Consider the following 18,368-nt stretch of genomic DNA (forward strand, 5'->3'; position numbering starts at 1 on the left):
AGCTGAATTACCCCTGCGCGGCTTCCGCGCTCTGGGCGAGCTCGGCCAGCGACAGGGCGAGCTTCTGGATTTCCTTGCGCAGCGGCAGTTTCGGCGTGGTCACCGCGAGCGGCAGGCCATGGTCATTGGCCTGCGTGACCGGGCGCCCGCCGTCCGAGAGCTGCAATTCGATCGAGATATCAAGGCTTTCTGCCAGCCGCTTGATCCGGCTCTTGCCGGTCAGATCGGTAAATTTCGGCGCCCGGTTGAGCACATAGCGCATCTTCTCGAGCGGCAGCCCCTCGGCCTTGAGCGCCCGGATCATCCGCAGCGCGTTTTGCGCCGAGCGCATGTCGAGCTCGATCAGCCCGAAATAGACATGCGCCTGATGCAGCACGGTCTCGGTCCAGCTCACCACCGTCGTGGGCATGTCGATCACGACAAAATCGTAATGCGCCCGCGCCATCGCCAGGATGCGCTCGATATCCTCGCCCGAAACAATGTCGAGCGGCAGCATGTCGGCCGGCGCGGTCAGAACGTGGAGCCGGTCGTTGAAGGTCACAAGCGCGGCCTGGAAGCTCTCGGCATCCATATGCGCGGTGTCGGTCAGCATCTCGAAGACCACCTCGCGGCGGGGCAGGTCGAGATAGGTCGAGGCCGAGCCATATTGGAAATCGAAATCGAGCAGGCAGACCCGCGGCGGCGGGGAGGCGGCCTTCTTGTTGCCCTCGCCGGCGCTCGCGAGCTCCCAGGCGAGGTTGACCGCGAAGGTGGTGGCGCCGACGCCGCCGGCGAGCCCATGGACCGCCAAGACCGCGCCATCGCGCCCGCCGCTGACCTTGAAGGTGGGCGATTCGGCATGGGGCGGGAGCTGCGGCGCATCGCCTTGGCCGAGGCGCTCGATCGCTTCATGCAGCGCGCCTTCGGGCAGCGGATAGGGCACGAAATCATCCGCGCCGAGCCGCAGCAGCTGGTGCAGCGCGATCGGGCTGACCTCCTCGGCGATCAAGATCACGCGCACCCCGCGCTCCTTCGCGCCGGTGATGATCGCCGCGATCCGGTTGATGTCGCCCTCATCCTCGCCATCAATGGCAATCGCAATGAATTCAAGGTTTTGCGCGTCGGGCTGCGTCAGAAAGACCGCCGCATCCTCGAAGCTCAGATCGCCCCAGCTTTCGCCGAGTTCGCTCTCCATATCCTCGATCAGGAGGTCGAAATTCGAGACGTCGCGCGAGACCGTGCACGCCAGAATCGGCGCGGGATCGGGGGAAAGACTAACTGCTGCACTCATAGCCTCACGTCCTTTGTTGCTCGGCCCGGGCGCCCTGACCGACTTCTGTCGGGTCGCGCCTCAGGTCCGGGCACGACTCACGGCCGTGCCTTCTCTGACTGTCTCCAAAGTCGCGGGTAATCTTGGCGAGATTGGGGCCGCTCTGGTCCAATTGTGGGGTAATGCGAGACGATCAAAGCGAAGGGCGGGCTTTGTTCCCAAAGCCCGCCCTCAATTGGGGTGAGGATGTGAAACGTCTCAGCCGCCCGCCGGAGCCCCGCCCATTTGCGGCGCCGCGACCTGCGCCACCGGCGCGGCGCTTTGCACGTAATCGCGGAAGATCAGCTCGGCATATTTGCCGTTGAGCGGCGCCGGGCCGCGTTTGACCAGGCCCGAAACCTCGGTCACGGTGCGGCGGTTCTTCTCGTTCGGGGCCTCGGTATAGACCAGCGGCTGCGTTTCGCCGAAGGAAACAACCGCCTCGAGACGGCTGCGCGAGATCCCCTGGCTCGAGAGATAGGCCACGACCGCTTGGGCGCGTTTCAGGCCGAGCGCCTTGTTATAGGCGTTCGAGCCGACGAGATCGGTGTGGCCATAGACGCGGAAACGCACTTCGGGGAACTGGCGGATCCAGTCCGCCTGACGGCGCAAGACCGCCTGTGAGGGGCCGTCGAGAACCGCGGAGTTGAAGGCGAAATTCACCGTGTTCTGCACATCGCCCGCGAATTTCCGGGTCAGCGAGATCGCGAAATCGCGCTGGCCGCTCATCACCAGCGTGTTGTTCATCGTCGCGTTGCCAAAGCCCGCGGTGTCGAACTCCGCGCCCGCCTCGCTGACGAATTGCCGCCCGCCATTGGCGCAGGCGCCGAGCGCGAGCGCCGTGGTCAGAAGCACCGCATACCGCATCTTGGCCATCGCGCTCACTCCATCACATAGCCGTAGGAGCCCGAGAAATCCTGCTTGGCCACTTCGGCCGCCGCGCCGGTGGGCGCCTTGCTGCCGGCGGTCTTGCCAAAGAGGAAGAGCTCGGATTCGGTCGGCGGGCGGACCCGGTCGGTCGGCAGCGCCAGCGCCTCGCCCCGCGTCGGCGTGACGAGATGCGGCGTGACGATGATCACGAGTTCGGATTGCTTGCGCTCATATTCGGCCGAGCGGAACAGCGCGCCGAGCACCGGCACATCGCCAAGCCACGGGATCTGGCTGTTGAGATCGTTGAAATCGTCCTGCAACAGCCCCGCGATCGCGAAGCTCTCGCCGTCGCGCATCTCGACCGTGGTCGAGGTCTCGCGGCGCTTGAACGCGTTGACCGAGAAGCCGCCCGAGGACATCGTCACCGTGGTGTCGATCGCCGAAACGGCGGCCGAGATCTCGAGGTTGATCAGATCGCCGTCGACGACGCGCGGCACGAAGGCCATCTCGACGCCGAAGGGTTTGTACTGGATCGAGACGGAGTCGTTATCGACCACCGGGATCGGATATTCGCCGCCGGCGAGGAATTTCGCCTGCTGGCCGGACAGCGCGGTCAGGTTCGGCTCGGCCAGCGTGCGGACCATGCCTTTCGCCTCGAGCGCCTCGAGCAGCACCGCGAATTCGAGATTGCCCGCGGTAAAGCCGAGCCCGAGCGCGCCGGCCGAGGAGGCTTTGATCGGCATCGTGCCGCCATCGAAGGCGTTGTCGATCGCGCCGGCGCCGGTGAAATTGCCGGTGCCCGAGACGACGCCGGTCTGCGCCGAGCCGCCGCCCACCGTGCCGCGCACGCCGAGCGAGGAGGACAGGTTCTTCGAGACCGAGCGCTGCATCTCGGCGAAGCGGACCTTGAGCATGACCTGCTGGGTGCCGCCCACCGTCATCAGGTTCGAGACCCGGTCGCCGGCATAGCGTTTGGCCAGATCGAGCGCGCGGTCGAGTTTCGCGGTCGAGGACACGGTGCCCGAGAGCACGATCCCGTCATTGGCGGTGCGCACCTCGATCGTCTCGCCGGGCAGGATCTGTTTGAGGCGTTCCTTGAACTCGGCGATGTCGGGGGTGACCTGCACCTCGACGTTGGAGATCAGCTTGCCGTCGGCGCCGAGGATGGTCATCGTCGTGCGGCCGGGCAGCTTGCCCAGAACGTAGATCGTGCGATCGGAGAGGGTGGTGATATCGGCGATGCCGGGGTTCGCGATCGAGAGTTCGGCAAAGGGCTGATCGCTTTCGACCACCACCGCGCGGTTCATCGGCACGTTGAGCGGGCTCGAGGAGGAGCCGGCCATCACCCGCAGCGTCTCGGCCGAAACCGGCGCGAAGCTCATCGTCCCCAACGCGACGCCGAGCAGCAGCGCTCGCAAGAAAGCCTTTATTTTCATTGTGATCCTGCCTCTTTGATCACGCGCCTCACCCCGGATCTTCCGTCCGTTGGGGGGAACTTATACCTGATTGCCAACCACTTTGGCGGAAAAGAGAAATTTTTGCAAGAATCAACCGCTTGGGAGCCGAAGTTGAGGAAACGGCGCCGGCCGGGGGCGGGCGCCGCTCAGGGCTCACTGCGCGCAGGGGATCTCGGTCTCGACGAGCTCGCCGCCCTTGCGGGTCTTGATCGTGCAGACCTTGGGCGCCTCGGTCTTGACCACTTCGGCGGCCTGAATGCCGAGCAGGCTGTCGCGGTTGATCTCGATCGCGCCGACCTGGGTGGTGTCTTGCATGCCCACGAGCGAGAGCGTCAGCCGCCCGGTCGATTGCGCGAGGGTGAGGGCCGCGACCTGCTCGGGGGTGACCTCGGCGGTCACCGTGCGGGCGATCTTGGTCTCCTCGGAGCGGTCGGCGTCCGCGCTCTGGTCGATCGCGATCAGCCGCAGGTTGGGCTGGATCAGCTTGGTGACCGGGGTGTTGTCGATCGCGCCGGACCAGTAGACATCGACCATGTTGCCCGGCCGCAAGAAGCCCGACACGCCCGAGGCGACATCGACCTGGATCGTGAAGGCGCGCATGTTGGGCGCCAGATTGGCCATGATCCCGGCATCGACGCCCGGCTCGGTGACCTTCGAGGCCAGAACCGGCTCATTGATCTCGATCGAGCGCAGCGCCGCGCGCGGCCGCGTCTCGCCCTCGAGGAAGGCGGCGTGTTGCGCCTCCGGGGTGCCCTGCGCCGCCGAGACGCGCGTGAAGGCCCCCTCGGGGCGCTTGTCGGCCTGCACCTGGATGACCTCGAGATCGGCCTGCGTGAAGCGCTGGCCGTATTCGAGCTTCTTCTTCGCCACGACCATGCTCGCCAGCTGCGGCGCATTGGCCTGGGCGGCGAGCAGCATGTCGCGTTCGTGCTGGAACTGGGCGATCTGCCCTTGCGCCATGTAGACAGCGAGGCCCGCGAGCCCGATGCCCAGGGCAAGAACCAAAACGACAATCAGCCGCATTCCCACGTCCTTTCACAAACGCCCGATCATGTCCCAAACGGGCCGGGCTGGCAGATCCGACCCTGCGGGCCGGGTCCTCCTTACTCCGTGACGACCTCGATGGTCGAGATGTGATTGGCGACCTTGTCGCCGACCCCGATCGCCTGGTCGCTGATCATCGAGCCGAAAGCCATGCCCACGCCGACGATCGCCGCCGTGAGAACCACCCAGTCGACGGTGACCGCACCGTCTTCCGAGCGCATCCGGCGCGTGATTTTCTCAATGATACGAAGCCTTTTCAAACTGCGCTCCTGCCCATTAATGACAATTCCCCCGTATTCAAGCCATGTTTAGCCCCTGTTCGCGGCGAAATTAGGGCGCATAGATGGTCGGTATTCGGTATTCGCAAGGCTCACGCGCGCTGGGCGCAAGGCGGTGCGGGGCGCCGGAGCCGGGCCAACAACCGGGCCCGGAAACGGGAAAGGCCGCCCCTTTCGGAGCGGCCCCCACAGGAGAACCCTGTGCAAGTCCTGAGCGACCCGATTATTGGGTCTTGATCTCGATGGTCGACATGTAGGAAGCGACCTTGCCCGAGAGGGCCGAGGTTTGCGTCTTGATCGCGGTCAGAGCGATCGCACCCATGCCCACAACGGCGGCGGTCAGCACGACCCAGTCAACGGTCACAGCGCCGTCTTCTTCGTTGTGGAACTTGCGGGTGATTTTGAAGAATTTCATGGTGTCTCTCCTTGGGTTGGGTTTCTCCGCGCTACCCTGAACCACCTCTGAACTTGGTCCGTTGTCTCGCGGTATGGGTATATATGGCCCCCGGATCGTGGCGGGATTGGGGCGAGGGTTTGGTGTTTTTGGGAAGTGTTAATCTTCTTCGGAAATTTAACCTAACCATTTGAAGTAAAAGATAATTAATTTTAACGATCCGTGCAGACTCTTCGCTTTCCGGGCCTCCACGCTGGCCCGCCGAGGGCGAATCGTTCCCCGATTCCCGGCTTTTGCTGGATTTTTCCCGCTGATTCCGGGATACTGCGCCAAAAGGGGAAAACCCCGGGCAGAGCAGGAAGCGCAGATGCGCAAGATACGGGCAGCGACATTGGCGATCTGCGCAGCCGTTTTGGCTGCGCCCTCGACGGCGGAGACCACCTCTCCGACGGTCCATCATTATCAAGCCAAGCGCGTCTTGCCGCCGAAAGCGGGCACGACGCGATTCATCAATATCCAGATCGACCCCGAAGAGCAGCGCCGCGCGCTCGAGGTGGCCGCCGCGCGCCCCTTTGCGCCGCTGACCCCCGAGACCGTCGGCCCCGGCGCCGCGACGATCGGCGCCGCGACCGGCGGCGGGCGCACCGCCAACCCCGCGGCCGCCTCCTATGCCTGGTATTGGGATCAGGTCTCGCCCGCGCTCGGCGACCGCTCGGGGCGGTTCTCGAAGGCGATCGAGGCGCTCAGCACCGGCCCCGCGGGGCAAAGCGTGCGCGCGCCGCGCCTTGCGCATCTGCAACAGATCGCCGAGGCCCATGGTCGCGCGATCCTCTCCGCCACGATCGGCACGCAGGTCTCGCCCGCGCTCGTGCTCGCGGTGATCTCGACCGAATCGGGCGGGCGCCATGATGCGGTCTCGCGCTCGGGGGCGGTCGGGCTGATGCAGCTGATCCCCGCCACGGCCGATCGCTTCCGCGTCGGCGACAGCCTCGACCCGGCCCAGAACATCAAGGGCGGCGTGGCCTATCTCAACTGGCTGATGAAAGAATTTGACAACGATCCGCTGATGGTGATCGCCGCCTATAACGCGGGCGAGAATGCGGTGAAGAACAACGGCGGCGTGCCGCCCTATGCCGAGACGCGCGATTATGTGCCCAAGGTGCTGGCCGCCTGGCAGGTGGCGCGCGGGCTCTGCCTGTCGCCGCCCGAATTGGTGAGTGACGGCTGCGTTTTCGCCGTGAAAGGGTAAGCATGTCCGATCCGAAGCCGCTGGTGCTGGACGTCGACGGGACGTTCCTGAAGACGGATCTTCTCTTCGAGGCGTTCTGGGCGGGGCTCGGGCGCGATCCGCTGGGCACGCTGCGGGCGCTGCGGTTTGTGCGCGATCCGGCGCGGCTCAAGGCCGAGCTCGCGGGGCTGGTCGCGATGCGGCTCGATCTGATGCCGGTCAACCCGGCGGTGGTCGAGCTTGCGCTCGCCTCGGCGGGGGAGGGGCGCGAGGTGATCCTCGCCTCGGCCTCCGATCGCCGTCAGGTGCAGGCGCTCGCCGAGACCTACGGCCTCTCGGCGCGGGTCTTCGCCTCGGATGGGGTGACGAACCTCAAGGGCGCGCGCAAGGCCGAGGCGCTTTGCGAGGCCTTCGGCGTCGAGGGGTTCGATTACGCGGGCAACGAGGCCACCGACATGCCGGTCTGGGAGGTTGCGCAAAACGTCCTCGTGGTCGGCGAGGTGCCGGCGGCGCGCGCGCTGCCCGCGCGCGGGCGCTCGGTGCAACAGCTCCCCGGCGGCTGGCGCCCGGCGGCGCTGCTCAAGGCGATGCGGCCGCACCAATGGGTCAAGAACGTGCTGCTGCTCTTGCCGTTGATCGCGGCGCATCGCTTCGACATGGCGACGCTGGTGCCGATCTTGCTCGGCATCGTGGCCTTCTCGGCCGCGGCCTCCGCGATCTATATCGTCAACGATCTGCTCGACCTCGAGGCCGACCGGCTCCACCCGACGAAAAACCGCCGCCCCTTCGCCTCGGGCGCGGTGCCGATCAAGGTGGGGATGATCGCCTGCGCGGGGCTGATGGCGCTTGCGCTCGGGCTCGCGGGGGCGCTCAACGGCGGCTTCCTCGCGATCGTGGCGCTCTATATGGGGCTCTCGCTCGCCTATTCGCTCAAACTCAAGCGGATGCGCTGGGTCGATATCGCGATGCTGGCCACGCTCTATACGATCCGCGTGGTGGCGGGCGCGGCGGCGGGGCAGGTCGATGTCTCGATCTACATGCTGATCTTCATCTTCCCGGTGTTCATCGCGCTGGGCTGCGTCAAACGCCTGACCGAGCTCACGCTGGCCACCGATGACGCGCCCCTGCCCGGGCGCGGCTACGGGCGCACCGATCGCGGCGATCTGCTGAACGTCGCCGGGATCGGCGTCACCGGCGCGCTGGTGATCTTCTTTCTCTACTCGGTCTCGCCGCAGGCCCGCGCGCTCTACCCCGATACCTGGCTGCTTTGGGTGGCGATGGTGCCGATGGGCTGGTGGCTGGCGCGGATGGTCGCGCTCGGCTGGTTCGGCAAACAGGATTACGACCCGATCGTCTTCGCCCTGCGCGACAAATTCGGCCTCGGCATCGCGATGCTGACGCTGAGCCTGATGTTCTGGGCGGCGGGGCTCTGGGCGCAGTGGTTCGGGGGCTGAGGCGCTTGGTTTCTTCTTGGCCCAAATACGCAAAATTCCGCCCTTGGCCGGCGGCGCAAGGGCGTATTTGAGCCAAGAAGAAGTCAGAAGGACATCTTCTTGAACACCGCCTCGGGGATATGGGCGATCACCGTCATGATCACCCGCCAGATCGGCGCGACATAGATCACGTTGCGCCGCCGCGCGATGCCGGTCTCGATCGCCTGCGCCACCGCCTCGGGCGAGGTCATGAACGGCAGCTTCATCCCATAGGTCATCGGCGTGTCGACCGGGCCGGGCTTCACTGTCATCACATGCACGCCCTTGCGCGCCGCGCGGTTGCGCAGCCCCGAGGCCCAGGTCGAGAACGCGGATTTGGCGGCGCCGTAGACATAATTTCCGAGCCGCCCGCGATCGCCCGCGACCGAGGAGATTGCCACCACCGTGCCGCGCCCGCGCGCCTCGAGCACCGGCACGAGGCGTTGCAGGAAGATCGCCGGGCCGGTGAAATTGTCGGCGATCACCCCGGCGATGAGATCGGGGTCGGCGTCGATTGCGGCCTGTTCGGGCATCGAGCCGGTGAAGGAGATCGCGTTGAGCTCGCCCTCCTCGGCTGCGAGCCGCTCGACAAGCGCCGCATAGGGCGCCGTCTCGCGCGCATCGAAGGCAAGGCAGGTGACCGCGCGCGCCCCGCGCAGCCGGCAATCCTCGGCAATGTCTTCCAGCGCCTCGGGCCGGCGGCCAAGCAGGTAGAGCTGCGCGCCTTGCGCGGCGAAGCGGCGCAGAAGCGGGCGCGCCATGCCGGAGCCGGCGCCCAGAACGATCCAGGTAGGGGTCATCATGCGGTCCTCAGATGAAGTCGACGGACGAGATCGGTGGTGAGGCGGCCCTCGGGGTCGGCACGCGCCACCTCCGCCTGCCAATCGGCGAGTTCGGGATACATGGCGCGGATCTGCGCGCCCTCGGCGAGGCTGTCCTTGGCGAAATAAAGCCGCCCGCCGGCCTCGGCGGTGCGTGCCTCGAGCCGCTTGATCAGCGCGCGCGCGGCATCGCGGTTGGGGAAATCGATGGCCAGCGTATAGCCCTCCATCGGGAAGCTCAGATAGCCCGCGCGCCCCGGCCCCATGCGTTTGAGCACCGCCAGCGGCGAGGCGAGCCCCGCGCCCGCGATCTCCTCGAGCATGCCCTTGAGCGCGCCCGCGGCGCCCAGGGGCACGACGCATTGGAACTGATGAAAGCCGCGCCGGCCGTAGAGGCGGTTCCAGTCGAGGATCTTGTCGAGCGGGAAGAAGAACACCTCCATCGGCCGCACCACCGTGCGCCCGCGCGCCGGCACGCGCCGGAAATAGGCCTCGTTGAAGGCGCGCACGACGGGTTTGGCGAGCGCAAACTGCGGCGCCTCGAGCGGCACGGTCAGCCGCCCGGTGCCGCCGCGCGCCAGCCCCCGGCCGTTCTCGCCCTCCTCGACGATCCCGCGCCCGAGCGCCGCGCCCGTCGCGGTCGCGTCGATCCAGCCCACCGTGTAGCTCGCCTGCGAGGCGTCGAGCATCGCGAGATGGCTCGCCCAATCGGGCGCGCGCCGCTCGGTCACGATCATCACATCGCCCGCGCAGGGCTTCAGCCGCAGCCGGGCCGAGAGGATCGTGCCGGTCTGGCCGAGCCCGCCGGCGGTGGCGCGGAAGAGCGCCGTGCCCGGGGTCGCGGTGACGACCCCGCCCGCCTGCAGGAGCGTGATTTCCGTCAGATGGGCGCAGAACGTGCCCGCGTGATGGTGGTTCTTGCCGTGGATATCCTGGCCGATACAGCCGCCCACCGTGGCAAAGCCCGTGCCCGGCATCACGGCGGGCATCCAGCCGCGGGGCGCGAAGGCGGCGGCGATCTCGCCGATCCGGGCGCCGGCCTCGACATGGAGCACGCCGGTCTCCGCGTCAAACTCGAGGAAAGCGTCGAGGCGGCTCATGTCGAGCGCGCGCCCGCCGGAATTGAGCGCCGCATCGCCATAAGACCGGCGCATCCCGAAAGCGGGGGCGGGGCCCTCGGCCAGGATCTCGGCGCGGGTCTCGGGGCGGGCGACCTCGCCGCGCGCGCGCAAGGCGCGGCCCCAACCGGCATAATCTCGTGCAACCCATTTCATCGGCTCACCTGTGCTTTCCCGGCCGCGCGCTCGGCCAGCGGAAAGGCCACGAGCCCGATCGCGATCGCGAACCAGAGCGTCGTGAGCCGGATCACCGCCGTCGCCGGCACCGAAATCTCCAAGCCCACCCCCTCGAGCGAGAGGAGCGCCACCATCGCCGCCTCGGCCCCGCCAAGGCCGCCCGGCGCGCCGGTCAGCCCGCCCGCGAGCGTCGCGAAGAGAAAGATCGCGACCGCCCGCCACAGCGGGATCTCGGCGCCCATCCAGCCGAGGAGAAGATGAAAGGCCACGCCCTCGGCGAACCAGCCCGCGAGCCCGAGCAAAAGCGCAACCGTGAGCGTCGGACCATGCGAGAACCGCGTGAGCAAACGCGCCGCCCCCCGCGCGCGCGCAAAGAGCCGCGGCGCCCGCCCCAAAGCCCGATGCGCAAGCGTGATCGCCCCCGCCAGAAGCCGCGGCCGCGTCGCCATCACCGCAAGCGCAAAGCCAAGGGCCGCCACCGGCACCGCCCCGCGCACCCCCCCGGCGGCCAGCGCCACCGAAAGCCCCATCAGCCCCGCCATCGCCGCGAGATCGCCGGCCCGGTCCATCAGCGCGAGCGGCGCCGCGCGCTCGGCCGCCCAGCCCGTCTCCCGCGCGATCCAGCGCATCCGCACGAATTCGCCCACCCGCCCCGGCGTCACCGACATCGCAAACCCTCCGAGATAATGGCGCAGGCTCTGCCCCGGCCCGACCGGAACCCCGAGCCGGCGCGCCAGAAGATGCCACCGCCCCGCGCGCAGCAGATAATTGAGCGCCGAGAGGCCCAAAAGCCCCGCCACCTGCGCATTCGAGAGCCCGCGTATCTGCGCCCAGCTCTCCGCCCAGCCGGTCGCGCCCGCCAGCCCCGCGAGCCCCGCCCCCACCAGCACGAGCAGCGCCGCCAGAAGCAGACGATCCCGCCAGCGGCGGGACGCGGCGCGCCGGGGCGCCGGTTTATCGGAGGTCAGGCTCATCATTGGCCCTCTCATAGCGACAGAATCGGGCAGGAATATGGAGCTGTTGAAAATTCGTGAACAATTCTCGCGCGCGGGCCCCGCCCGGCGCCAGCTTGCCGTTTCTTCTTGGCAAAAATACGCAAGCAACAGCCAAAAAAGAGGCCCCGCCGCGCCGGCAGGGCCCCCCATCAATCCGCGTCACTCCGCTCAGTCGACGATCGTCGCCTCGGTCGCCGCGCGCAGCTGCGCCTCGGTGACGCCCTCGGCCAGCTCGACGATATGCAGCCCCTTGTGGGTCACATCGAGCACGCCGAGATTGGTGATGATCCGGTCGACGACGCCCTTGCCGGTCAGCGGCAGCGTGCAGTCCTTGAGCACCTTCGACTCGCCATGCTTGTTGGTGTGATCCATCACCACCACCACGCGCTTGACGCCCGCGACGAGATCCATCGCGCCGCCCATGCCCTTGACGAGCTTGCCCGGGATCATCCAGTTCGCCAGATCCCCCTTCTCGGAGACCTCCATTGCGCCGAGGATCGCCATCGCGATCTTGCCGCCGCGGATCATGCCAAACGAGGTCGCGCTGTCGAAATAGGCGGTCTGCGGCAGCTCGGTGATCGTCTGCTTGCCGGCATTGATCAGATCGGGGTCTTCCTCGCCCTCAAAGGGGAAGGGGCCCATGCCGAGCATGCCGTTTTCCGATTGCAGCGTGACGTTCACACCCTCGGGGATGAAATTCGGCACCAGAGTCGGGATCCCGATCCCGAGGTTCACATAGGTGCCGTCGCGCAGCTCTTGCGCGGCGCGCGCGGCCATCTGGTTGCGGTCCCAGCCCTTGATGAATTCGGCCATCACACTGCCTCCCGCTTGCGCACGGTGCGCTGTTCGATGCGTTTTTCGTGGGTGCCCTGAATCAGGCGATGCACATAGATCCCCGGCAGGTGGATCAGATCGGGGTCGAGCGAGCCGGTGGGCACGATCTCCTCGACCTCCATCACGCAGACCTTGCCGCACATCGCGGCCGGCGGGTTGAAGTTGCGCGCGGTCTTGCGGAAGATCGCATTGCCGCTTTCATCGGCCTTCCAGGCCTTCACGATCGAGACATCGGCGACGATGCCGCGCTCGAGCACATAGGTCTCGCCGTCGAACTCCTTGAGCTCCTTGCCCTCGGCGACAACGGTGCCGACGCCGGTCTTGGTGTAGAAACCCGGGATCCCGGCGCCGCCGGCGCGCATCCGCTCGGCCAAGGTGCCTTGCGGGTTGAACTCGAGCTCGAGCTCGCCCGAGAGATACTGGCGCATGAATTCCGCGTTCTCGCCGACATAGGACGAGATCATCTTCTTGATCTGGCGCGTGTCGAGCAGCTTGCCGAGGCCGAACCCGTCGACGCCGCAGTTGTTCGAGGCGATGGTGAGATCCTTCACCCCGTTTTCAACGAGCGCGTCGATCAGCAGCTCGGGGATGCCGCACAGCCCAAAGCCCCCCGCGGCGATGAACATGCCGTCGAACAAGAGCCCGTCGAGGGCCTCCTTCGCCGAACCGTAAACCTTCTTCATAGAGTCCTCCCGTTTCCGTCGGGGAATTTGTGACGAAGGGGGGGCGGGCTGTCAATCGCGCCCGCGCGGCAGCGCAGCGCAAAGCCCCCGCGGGCGGCGCGCCGGGAGAGGGCGGACGCTCCGCGGGGGATATTTGCGCATCGTTGAAGGGCTCAGCCCTCGGCGTCGGGGGCGGCCTTCTTGGCGGGGGCTTTCTTCGCGGCCGGCTTCTTGGCCGGTGCCTTTTTCGCCGCCGGTTTCTTCGCGGCCGTCTTCTCGGCAGCGGGCTTGGCGGCGGCCTTCTTCGGCGCGGCTTTCTTCTTGCCGCCCTTGGTGGCCTTGGCCTCGAGAAGCGGCAGCGCGGCTTCGAGCGTCACCTCCTCGGGGGCGAGGTCCTTCGGCAGCGTCGCATTCACCTTGCCCCATTTGACATAGGGCCCGTAGCGGCCGGGCATCACCTGCACCGCGCCGCCCTCGGGGTGCTCGCCGAGCTCCTTGAGCGGTTGCGTGGCCGCCCCGCGCCCGGGCCCGCGGGCGAGTTTGAGCGCCAGAAGCTCCACTGCGCGGTTCATGCCGATGGTGAAGACCTCCTCGGCATCGGGGAGGTTGGCATAGGTCTTGCCCCATTTCACATAGGGGCCGAAGCGGCCGAGGTTGGTCTCGACGGGTTCGCCATCCTCGGGGTGGGGGCCGATCTGGCGCGGCAGGCTCAGGAGTTGCAGCGCGCGCTCAAGGTCGATCGACTCCGGCGCCCAGCCCTTCGGCAGGCTCGAGCGCGGCGGTTTCGGCACCGCCTCGGTGGGCTCGCCCTTTTGCACATAGGGGCCGAAGCGGCCGATGCGCAGCGTGATCGCCTGGCCCTCGTCATGGCCGAGCACCTTGCCGTCGAGCGCGGCGGTCTCGTCATCGCCGGGCGCCGAGAGCGGGCGGGTGTAGCGGCATTCGGGGTAGTTGCCGCAGCCGATGAAGGCCCCGCCCGAGCGCGCGGTCTTCAGATGCAGCCGGCCGGCGTGGCAGACCGGGCATTCGCGCGGGTCCGCGCCATCGGGGCGCGCGGGGTAGAGATGGGGCGAGAGAACTTCATCAATCTTGTCAAGGACTTCGCCGATGCGCAGATCGGCGGTCTCGCCGAGCGCTGCGGAGAAATCGCGCCAGAACCGGGCGAGAACTTCCTTGTAATCGCGGTCGCCCGCCGAGATGTCATCGAGCTGATCCTCGAGATCGGCGGTGAAATCATATTCCACATAGCGGCGGAAATAATTGCTCAGGAAGGCGGTGACGAGCCGCCCGGTATCCTCGGGGATCAGCCGGTTCTTGTCCTTGCGGACATAGCCGCGGTCCTGGATCGTGGTGACGATCGAGGCATAGGTCGAGGGGCGCCCGATGCCGAGCTCTTCCATGCGCTTGACGAGCGTCGCCTCGGTGTAGCGCGGCGGCGGCTGGGTGAAATGCTGCTCGGGGGTGATGGCGCGTTTGTCGGCCGCCTCGCCCTGCATGATCTGCGGCAGGCGCGCGCCGTCCTCGCCCTCGTCGTCGTCGCGGCCCTGATCATAGACCTTGAGGAAGCCGTCGAAAGTGACCACCTGGCCGGTCGCGCGCAGCTCGACCTCCCCATCGGCGGAGCCCACATCGACCGTCGTGCGCTCCATCACCGCCGCCGCCATCTGGCTCGCGATCGTGCGCTTCCAGATCAGATCATAGAGCTTCCATTGATCATCGGCGAGCTTGAGCTTCTCCGGCCCGAGATTCATGTCGGTCGGGCGGATACATTCGTGCGCTTCCTGCGCGTTCTTGGCCTTGTTCTTGTACATCCGCGGCGAGGCGGGGACGTAATTCGCGCCGAACCGCGCCTTGATCGCGTCGCGCGCGGCCATCACCGCCTCGGGCGCCATGTCGATGCCGTCGGTCCGCATATAGGTGATGTAGCCCGCCTCGTAGAGCCGTTGCGCGGCCGACATGCAGGCCTTGGCGCCCATGCCGAACTTGCGGCTCGCCTCCTGTTGCAGGGTCGAGGTCATGAACGGCGGGTAGGGGTTGCGGGTGGCGGGTTTCGCCTCGACCGATTTCACGGTGAGCGCGCGCGAGGAGACCGCCTGCACCGCGAGCTCGGCGTCGGTCGCGGTCGCGAGGTCGAACTTGTCGAGCTTCTTGCCGCCCAGAACCGTCAGCCGCGCGGTGAAGACCTGGCCGCGGGGCGTGGTGAGCTCGGCCGTCACCGTCCAGTATTCGCGCGCCCTGAAGGCCTCGATCTCCATCTCGCGCTCGACGATCAGCCGCAGGCAGACCGATTGCACCCGCCCCGCCGATTTCGCCCCCGGCAGCTTGCGCCAGAGCACCGGCGAGAGGTTGAACCCCACCAGATAATCGAGCGCGCGGCGCGCGAGATAAGCCTCGACGAGCGGGCCGTCGACCTTGCGCGGGTGTTTCATCGCCTCGGTGATCGCCGATTTGGTGATCGCGTTGAAGGTCACGCGGCTGACCTTCTTGCCCTTCAATTTCTTCTCGAGCGCCTGCTCGAGGTGCCACGAAATCGCCTCCCCCTCGCGATCAGGGTCGGTGGCGAGGATCAACTCATCGTCATCGGCCAGCGCATCGGTAATCGCCTTGATGTGTTTCTTCGAATCGCTCGCGATCTCCCATTTCATCGCGAAATCCTGCTCGGGGTCGACCGAACCATCCTTGGGCGGCAGGTCGCGCACATGCCCGAACGAGGCCAGAACCGTGTAATCGGAACCAAGATATTTGTTGATTGTCTTGGCCTTAGCCGGAGATTCAACGACAACGACGGCCATCATGCCCTCTTCAATACACGGGTGCTCTGTTTGGGGGCGGAAGATGTGGGCCTTGCGGGGGGAATGTCAATGACGCTCTCGCGGGCTCAGAAAACGCGGCTGAGCTGGCCGCCGGGGTGGCGCTGGACCTGGCCCTCGAGTTCGAGCGCGGTGATTTCGGCGAGAAAGCGGTCGGTGGGCGCGGCCAGCGCGCGGATCAGCGCGTCCTCGGGGGTGGGGCTCGGGCCGAGGGCGGCGAGGATCAGGGTGCGCAGGCTCGTGCCCGGCGGCGGCGCGGCGGGGGCGGGGCGCTCGGCAGGGGGGGCGGGCGCGGCCGCAGGCGCCGGGGCCCAGTCGATCCCCAGCGCCTCGCAGACATCTTCCGCGCCGCGCACGAGCGTCGCACCGTCGCGCAGGAGCATGTTGCAGCCGCTCGCGCGCGGGTCGAGCGGGTGACCCGGCACCGCCATCACCTCGCGCCCCTGTTCGGCGGCGAGCCGCGCGGTCTGCAAGCTGCCCGAGCGCGGCGCGGCCTCGATCACGATCGTGGCGCGCGAGAGGCCCGCGATGATCCGATTGCGCTGCGGGAAATGCGGCGCGCGCGGCTCGAAGCCGGGGGGGAGTTCGGAGAGCCGCAGCCCGCGCTCGGCCATCGCGGCGTGCAGATCGGCGTTTTCGGCCGGGTAAACGACATCGATCCCGCCCGCCTGCACGCCGATCGTGCCGGTGGCGAGGGCCGCGCGATGGGCCTCGGCGTCGATGCCGCGGGCGAGGCCCGAGACGATGACAAAGCCGAGCGCGCCGAGCTCGGCGGCGAGGCTGCGGGTCATGCGCAGCCCGAGCGAGGAGGCGTTGCGGGTGCCGACGATGGCGAGGCGGGGGCGGGCGAGCAGCGCGCGCTGGCCGAGCGCCCAGAGCACCGGCGGCGCATCGGCCAGATCGGCGAGCTCGGCGGGGTAATCGGGGTCGAGGCAGGTGATCAGCCGCGCCCCGGCGCGGCGGCCTGCGGCGAGCTCGGCCCGCGCGACGCCCTCGGGGCAGGGCGCGTAATCGCGCGCGCCTGACGCCGCGGCGAGCGCGGGCAGCGCGGCGAGCGCCGCCTCGGGCGTGCCATGGTCCGCGATCAATTTGTGGAAGGTGGTGGGCCCGACGCGTCGGGAGCGAAAGAGGCGGAGGACGGAGAGTTCATCTTCTTCCGTGGTGGGTGGGGTGAAGGGGGTGGGGTAAGAAAACAAACGCGTTTTCATCCAGTCCTCCGCCTCAATCGCCCCTTTGTTTTGCACCCTTAACGTTAATAAGTGGTTACCGAATCCGAGATTCGTGGGCTATTTCCAAAAATTTTCGAGAAATTCGATGAAAAAGCGCAGGTCTTTCCGCGGGCGCGGGGGCTCCGCCCCGGCCGAGGCTGTGCCTCGGCCTCCCCGGGATATTTTGACATCGTTGAAACGGGCTCAGGCGGCGGCGCCGCCGACCGTCAGCCCGCCGATCAGAAGCGTCGGCTGGCCGACCCCCACCGGCACCCATTGCCCCGCCTTGCCGCAATTGCCCACGCCCGGGTCGAGCGCCATGTCATTGCCGATCGCGCGGATCTGGCGCATCGCGGTCGGCCCGTCGCCGATCAGCGTGGCGCCCTTCACCGGCGCGCCGACGAGGCCGTTCTTCACCCGATAGGCCTCGGTGCAGTTGAAGACGAACTTGCCGTTGGTGATATCGACCTGGCCGCCGCCAAAGCCCACCGCATAGATCCCGTCGGCGAGATCGGCGAGGATCGCCTTCGGGTCGGTCTCGCCGCCCAGCATGTAGGTGTTGGTCATCCGCGGCATCGGCGCATGGGCGTAGCTCTCGCGCCGACCGTTGCCGGTGGGCGCCACGCCCATCAGCCGGGCGTTCTGGCGGTCTTGCATGTAGCCCACCAGCACCCCGTCCTCGATCAGCACATTGCGCCCCGAGGGTGTGCCCTCGTCGTCGATGGTGATCGAGCCGCGCCGGTCGGGGATCGTGCCGTCATCGAGCACGGTGACGCCCTTCGCGGCGACCTGTTGCCCCATCAGCCCGGCGAAGGCGGAGGTTTTCTTGCGGTTGAAATCGCCCTCGAGCCCGTGGCCCACCGCCTCATGGAGGAGCACGCCCGGCCAGCCCGGCCCGAGCACCACATCGAACTGCCCCGCGGGGCAGGGCTCGGCCACGAGATTGACGAGCGCGATGCGCAGCGCCTCGCGCGCGACGGGCTGCCAATGGGCGGGCTCGATCAGCCCCGCGAGCCCGAACCGCCCGCCGCCGCCATGGCTGCCGCTTTCGCGCCGGCCGTTTTCCTCGACGATGACCGAGATGTTGAGCCGCGCCATCGGGCGGATATCGCTGACAAGCCCGCCCTCGGGGCGCAGGATGAACACCTCCTGCAGGCTCGCCGCCATCGAGGCCGCGACCTGCACCACGCGCTTGTCGAGGCCGCGCGCGAAGGCGTCGATCTCGCGCAGGATGTCGATCTTGGCCGCGAAGGGCGCGTCGGTCATCGGATCGGCGTCGGTATAGAGATGGCGGTTGGTGCCGGGCGGGGGCGGCGCCATCACCCCGCCGCCATCGCCCACCGCAAGCCGCGCGGTCTCCGCCGCGCGTTTGAGCGCGCTTTCCGAGATCTCGGTCGAATGGGCATAGCCCGCGACCTCGCCCTTCACCGCGCGCAGGCCAAAGCCCTCCGCCGCGTCGTAAGACGCCGTCTTCACCCGCCCGTCATCGAAGACCAGCGCCTCCGAGCGGCGCCGCTCGAGGAAGAGCTCGCCATCCTCCGCCCCCGCCGTCGCCGCGCGCAACGTGGCGAGCGCGGCTTGCTCGTCGATCTGGGTCTCGAAGGGGGCGAAACGGTCTTCGGACATGGCGGTTCCTTTCCTGTGGCTTGGCGCAGAACATAACGCGCCCGGTGGCGAAGGAAAGCACGGCTTTTCGCGCGCGCGGCCCCCCG

At 67.6% G+C, this 18,368-nt stretch carries 16 protein-coding genes; 2 read left to right on the forward strand and 14 right to left on the reverse strand.

Features of this window, described 5'->3' with window-relative positions; genetic code table 11:
- Positions 1-7: 7 nt before the first annotated feature.
- From LPB142_RS04260 to LPB142_RS04280, 6 genes are all read right to left on the reverse strand, one after another.
- Positions 8-1,270, reverse strand: a complete 1,263-nt coding sequence (locus LPB142_RS04260) for an AAA family ATPase (RefSeq protein WP_071165617.1) — start codon at positions 1,268-1,270, stop codon at positions 8-10.
- Between the two features lie 237 nt (positions 1,271-1,507).
- Positions 1,508-2,155 (reverse strand): OmpA family protein, encoded by a 648-nt coding sequence (locus LPB142_RS04265; RefSeq protein ID WP_068766053.1) that lies wholly within the window; start codon positions 2,153-2,155, stop codon positions 1,508-1,510.
- 14 nt (positions 2,156-2,169) lie between these two features.
- Positions 2,170-3,594 (reverse strand): type II and III secretion system protein family protein, encoded by a 1,425-nt coding sequence (locus LPB142_RS04270; protein WP_068766035.1) that lies wholly within the window; start codon positions 3,592-3,594, stop codon positions 2,170-2,172.
- Positions 3,595-3,768: 174 nt separating this feature from the next.
- Positions 3,769-4,638, reverse strand: a complete 870-nt coding sequence (cpaB, locus tag LPB142_RS04275) for a Flp pilus assembly protein CpaB (RefSeq protein WP_071165618.1) — start codon at positions 4,636-4,638, stop codon at positions 3,769-3,771.
- An 80-nt stretch (positions 4,639-4,718) separates the two neighbouring features.
- Positions 4,719-4,919 (reverse strand): hypothetical protein, encoded by a 201-nt coding sequence (locus LPB142_RS19320; RefSeq protein WP_156506821.1) that lies wholly within the window; start codon positions 4,917-4,919, stop codon positions 4,719-4,721.
- A 241-nt stretch (positions 4,920-5,160) separates the two neighbouring features.
- Positions 5,161-5,352 carry a hypothetical protein gene (locus LPB142_RS04280; RefSeq protein ID WP_068766033.1) on the reverse strand — a complete coding sequence of 64 codons (192 nt, stop codon included), beginning with the start codon at positions 5,350-5,352 and terminating at the stop codon, positions 5,161-5,163.
- A 346-nt stretch (positions 5,353-5,698) separates the two neighbouring features.
- Here LPB142_RS04280 and LPB142_RS04285 point away from each other — a divergent pair, with 346 nt between their 5' ends.
- Positions 5,699-6,580: a lytic transglycosylase domain-containing protein gene (locus LPB142_RS04285; RefSeq protein ID WP_071165619.1), complete on the forward strand. Its 882-nt coding sequence runs from the start codon at positions 5,699-5,701 to the stop codon at positions 6,578-6,580.
- A gap of 2 nt (positions 6,581-6,582) precedes the next feature.
- Complete coding sequence (locus LPB142_RS04290; RefSeq protein WP_071165620.1) at positions 6,583-8,013, forward strand: UbiA family prenyltransferase; 1,431 nt, start codon at positions 6,583-6,585, stop codon at positions 8,011-8,013.
- Between the two features lie 83 nt (positions 8,014-8,096).
- Here LPB142_RS04290 and LPB142_RS04295 read toward each other — a convergent pair whose 3' ends face one another.
- The 8 genes from LPB142_RS04295 to tldD all read right to left on the reverse strand — a co-directional run bounded on the left by LPB142_RS04295 (position 8,097) and on the right by tldD (position 18,282).
- Positions 8,097-8,831, reverse strand: a complete 735-nt coding sequence (locus LPB142_RS04295; protein WP_071167119.1) for an SDR family NAD(P)-dependent oxidoreductase — start codon at positions 8,829-8,831, stop codon at positions 8,097-8,099.
- A complete protein-coding gene (locus LPB142_RS04300; RefSeq protein ID WP_071165621.1) occupies positions 8,831-10,126 on the reverse strand; it encodes an FAD-binding oxidoreductase in 1,296 nt (431 codons plus the stop codon). Before LPB142_RS04300 ends, LPB142_RS04295 begins: the two co-directional genes overlap by 1 nt.
- Positions 10,123-11,124 (reverse strand): lysylphosphatidylglycerol synthase transmembrane domain-containing protein, encoded by a 1,002-nt coding sequence (locus LPB142_RS04305; protein WP_071165622.1) that lies wholly within the window; start codon positions 11,122-11,124, stop codon positions 10,123-10,125. The genes LPB142_RS04300 and LPB142_RS04305 overlap by 4 nt, the downstream gene beginning before the upstream one ends.
- A 186-nt stretch (positions 11,125-11,310) precedes the next feature.
- Entirely contained in the window at positions 11,311-11,955 is a 645-nt protein-coding gene (locus LPB142_RS04310; RefSeq protein WP_068766028.1) for a 3-oxoacid CoA-transferase subunit B, read from the reverse strand.
- Entirely contained in the window at positions 11,955-12,659 is a 705-nt protein-coding gene (locus LPB142_RS04315) for a CoA transferase subunit A (RefSeq protein ID WP_071165623.1), read from the reverse strand. Before LPB142_RS04315 ends, LPB142_RS04310 begins: the two co-directional genes overlap by 1 nt.
- A gap of 152 nt (positions 12,660-12,811) precedes the next feature.
- Complete coding sequence (gene topA / locus LPB142_RS04320; protein ID WP_071167120.1) at positions 12,812-15,430, reverse strand: type I DNA topoisomerase; 2,619 nt, start codon at positions 15,428-15,430, stop codon at positions 12,812-12,814.
- Between the two features lie 86 nt (positions 15,431-15,516).
- Positions 15,517-16,656, reverse strand: a complete 1,140-nt coding sequence (gene dprA / locus LPB142_RS04325; RefSeq protein ID WP_071167121.1) for a DNA-processing protein DprA — start codon at positions 16,654-16,656, stop codon at positions 15,517-15,519.
- A gap of 204 nt (positions 16,657-16,860) precedes the next feature.
- Entirely contained in the window at positions 16,861-18,282 is a 1,422-nt protein-coding gene (gene tldD, locus LPB142_RS04330) for a metalloprotease TldD (protein ID WP_071165624.1), read from the reverse strand.
- Positions 18,283-18,368: the final 86 nt, after the last annotated feature.

The sequence above is a fragment of the Rhodobacter xanthinilyticus genome (genome assembly GCF_001856665.1).
In the GTDB taxonomy this organism is placed as follows: Bacteria; Pseudomonadota; Alphaproteobacteria; order Rhodobacterales; family Rhodobacteraceae; genus Rhodobacter; species Rhodobacter xanthinilyticus.